This is a genomic window from Streptomyces sp., from assembly GCF_031178505.1.
In the GTDB taxonomy this organism is placed as follows: Bacteria; Actinomycetota; Actinomycetes; order Streptomycetales; family Streptomycetaceae; genus Streptomyces; species Streptomyces gulbargensis.
The window spans coordinates 1-3,297 of the sequence record NZ_JAPSIW010000767.1 but is presented as its reverse complement, the minus strand read 5'-3'; the positions used below and the strand labels follow the sequence as shown (position 1 = coordinate 3,297).

The following is a 3,297-nucleotide window of genomic DNA, read 5'->3' as shown; positions in this document are numbered from 1 at the left end:
GGGCGAGGCCGCGGCGGCGGTCGCGGGGCCGGAAGAGGCCCCCGCGCTCGCTGTCGGAGTCCAGGAGGTCGGCGGAGCGGTCGAGAAGCGTGTCGAAGTCCTCGTCACCGAGCGGCGGTTCGAGCTCCACCGGTCCGTCGAGGGCGGCGGGCGTCCCGGTCACGTCGGGGACGCGGGCGAGGGCGGGCCTGCGGGTGGGAAGGCGGCCGTCGTCCCCGGGCGCGCCCGGCCGCGTCCGGCCGGTGGTGGCGCGGTCGGGGCCCGTGCGGTCGGAGGCGGCGCGGTCCAGGTGGGTCCGGTCCAGGCGGAAACCGGCGCCCTGGGTCTCGGGGGCGTCGGTGAGCAGGGCGGCCGGGATGAACACGACCGCGGTGGTGCCGCCGTACGGGGAGGTCTGGAGCGAGACGCGGACGTTCTGCCGCTGGGCGAGCCGGCTGACGACGAAGAGGCCGAGGCGGTCGGTGTCGGAGAGCTCGAACTCGGGCGTCTCGGCGAGGCGGAGGTTGGCGTCGAGCAGGGCCTCGGGGGTCATGCCGAGGCCGCGGTCGTGGATCTCCAGGGTGAAGCCGTTGGCGACGCGCTCACCGAGCACCTGCACGGCGGTGTGCGGGGGCGAGAACACGGTGGCGTTCTCGAGGAGTTCGGCGATGAGGTGGGTGAGGTCGGCGACGGCGGGGCCGCCGACGCCGAGGCGCGGCAGGCGCCGGACCTCGATGCGCTCGTAGTCCTCGACCTCGGCGACCGCGGCCCGTACCACGTCCATGAGCTGGACGGGCTTGCGCCACTGGCGGGAGGGGGCGGCGCCGGAGAGGATGACGAGGCCTTCGGCGTGCCGGCGCATGCGGGTGGTGAGGTGGTCGAGGCGGAAGAGGTCGGCGAGTTCCTCGGTGTCCTCGGTGCGCCGCTCCATCGTGTCGAGCAGGGTGAGCTGGCGGTGCAGGAGGACCTGGTTGCGGCGGGCCAGGTTGACGAACACCTCGGAGACGCCGCGGCGCATGTCGGCCTGCTTGACGGCGGCCTCGACGGCGGCGCGCTGGAGGGTGTGGAGGGCCTGGCCGACCTGGCCGACCTCGTCCTCCCCGTAGCCCAGGTGGGGGACCTCGGTCTCGACGTCGACGTGTTCGCCGGCGGCGAGGCGGCGCATCACGCTGGGCAGCCGGACGCCGGAGACCTCCTGGGCCTCCTTCTGGAGGCGGCGCAGGTCGCGGATGAGGTCGCGGCCGATGCGGACGGAGATGACGAGGGAGGCGAGGAGGGCGAGGAAGCCGAGGACGCCGGCGGCTCCGGCCTTCAGCAGGACGCTGTAGGCGGCGGGCTGGACGCGGTCCTGGTAGCGGTCGCCGGCGGCGGTGTTCTCGCGGGCGAGGGCGTCGAGGACGGGACTGGCCTCGTCCTGCCAGTAGGCGGCGGTGACGGTGCGGGGGTTGTCGGTGGGGCCGGCTTCGATGAGGGCGTTCTCCGCGGTGCGCAGTGCGGCGGTGCCGGGGCTGCGCCAGAACTTCTCGAAACGGGTGCGCTCGGCGGCGGGGAGCAGTTCGAGGTTGACCTCGTAGAACTGCTCGCGGTTGGCGACGAGGTCCGATATCGCGCGGATCTCCTGGGCGGTGATCCGGTCGGCGACGAGGGCGGAGAGGACGAGGGCGTCCTCGCGGGAGAGGAGTTCGCGGGCGCGGGTGATCCCGACGAGGGCGCGGCCCTGCTTGTCCATCTCCACGTTCTCCAGGGCGTGGAGGGTGACGAGGAAGCTGTAGCAGGGGTCGACGAGGCGGTTGTAGAAGTCGAGCGCCTGCATGCGGCCGATGCTGCGGTTCTCGACGGAGCGGCGCAGCGAGGTGAGGCCGTCGAGCGCTTCGAGGAGGGAGTTGAGGCGCTGGGTGGTGACGGGCCGCATCTCGTCCCGGACGCCGGGTTCGGCGGCGTTGGCGCGGATCCGGGCGATCTGCCGGTCGGTGGCGCGGCGGGCCTCGCGGAGGGTGCCGAGGGCCTCGGAGCCGCGCGGGTCGGCGAGGTAGACGAGGGACTGGCGGCGTTCCAGCTGGATGACCCGTGCGGTGTCCTCCAGGGGGTAGCCGACCTTGTCGACGATGTAGCCGACGTCGAGGAGCTGGTCGGCCTCGCGCCCGGTGAGCACCGTGGAGAAGCCCCACAGGCCGGTCAGGGAGACGAGGGGGACGAGGAGCAACGCCACGATCTTCCGGCGGATGGACTTCCCGCGAAAGCGCATGGCCTCCCCCAGCTCGACCCCCGTGCGCCACGGCGGCCCTCCACGTGTGACGTCGCCGTCAACACGCGGCGTCAACCTTCGATTTCAACAAACGGCGGCGCGAGCCTACTACTGCATCAGAGCCATCTCGAAGGCATGTCCGGGCGATTTTCAGCCTGTCGAGTGATCGTTGATCATGAGATGTCCGGGTATTCCGGGAGTTGGGATCGGCCACTGTGGCAGAGGACACCGAAGGGTGTGCCTTCTCCCCGAGCTGCGGAGATGGCTGGAATTATTCGTTCCGGTGGTTCATGTTCCGGACAGGTGAAACCTTTTCCCCGTCAGACACGTCATGCAGAGCGGGGAGGCGCCTGTCCGTGTAAAGGCGCTCACAACGGGCAGCCGACCTGAAGACGTCCGGCGGTGGGGAGTGACGAACCATGGAACACGAGGCGCGGTCGGCGCGGCAGCTGTGGGTGGAGGACGAACGGGGCCGGCGCAGACTGCCCGACCCGGTGCGCGACGCCGCCGTACGGGCCGTGCTGATCGTCTCGGTGACGCTCATACAGGCGGTCATCGTCTTCCTCTGCACGCTCGCGGGCTCCTGGCTCGCCTTCCCGATGAGCATCACCGCCATCGCCTCGACGGTGGTGGCGACCTGGAGCGTTCTCGACATCTGGATCACCCGTCAGGTGTGGCGCCAGCGTCACGGGGTGGTCTCGGAACCGAGCAGCACGGCGTGGCCGCCGCGCCGCGAGCGGCAGGCGGAGACCGTGGGAGCGGTCGAGGACGGCACCGGCGAGGACGCCTCCGAGCCGTCCTCCCCGGGCGTGCCGAGGACCCTGTCCGAGGCGGCCTGACCGGCCCGGCCCGCCCGCGCGCACGTGACCGGAAGCGGGCCGGGGCCCGCGGGGGGGGGCGGGGCCGCGGGCGGGGCCCGGGCCCCCGCCCCCCCGGCGCCGCGCCCCCCGTGGGCCCCCCGGCCCCCGGGGGGGCGCCCTGCGGCGGCCCGCCGGGGGCGCCCGGCGCCCCCCCCCCCCGCCGGGCCCCCCCCGCGCCCCCGCGCCGCCAGGACCATCGTGCGCGACGGCCTC

The 3,297-nt window shown here is 73.3% G+C and carries 2 protein-coding genes; one reads left to right on the top strand and one right to left on the bottom strand.

Translation table 11 applies throughout. From position 1 onward, the window contains the following. On the bottom strand, nucleotides 1-2,224 hold a 2,224-nt coding region (locus RIF68_RS32005; protein ID WP_309054767.1), incomplete at its 3' end, for a nitrate- and nitrite sensing domain-containing protein. A gap of 419 nt (nucleotides 2,225-2,643) precedes the next feature. Between RIF68_RS32005 and RIF68_RS32000 the strand changes: the two genes are divergently transcribed. After that, the gene (locus RIF68_RS32000; RefSeq protein WP_309054766.1) at nucleotides 2,644-3,063 is read left to right on the top strand and encodes a hypothetical protein; all 420 of its coding nucleotides are present in this window, start codon (nucleotides 2,644-2,646) and stop codon (nucleotides 3,061-3,063) included. Nucleotides 3,064-3,297 lie beyond the last annotated feature (234 nt).

Coding starts and splice junctions, on each gene's coding strand:
- RIF68_RS32000 (WP_309054766.1), top strand. CDS start 2,644: ATGGAACACGAGGCGCGGTCGGCGCGGCAGCTGTGGGTGGAGGACGAA.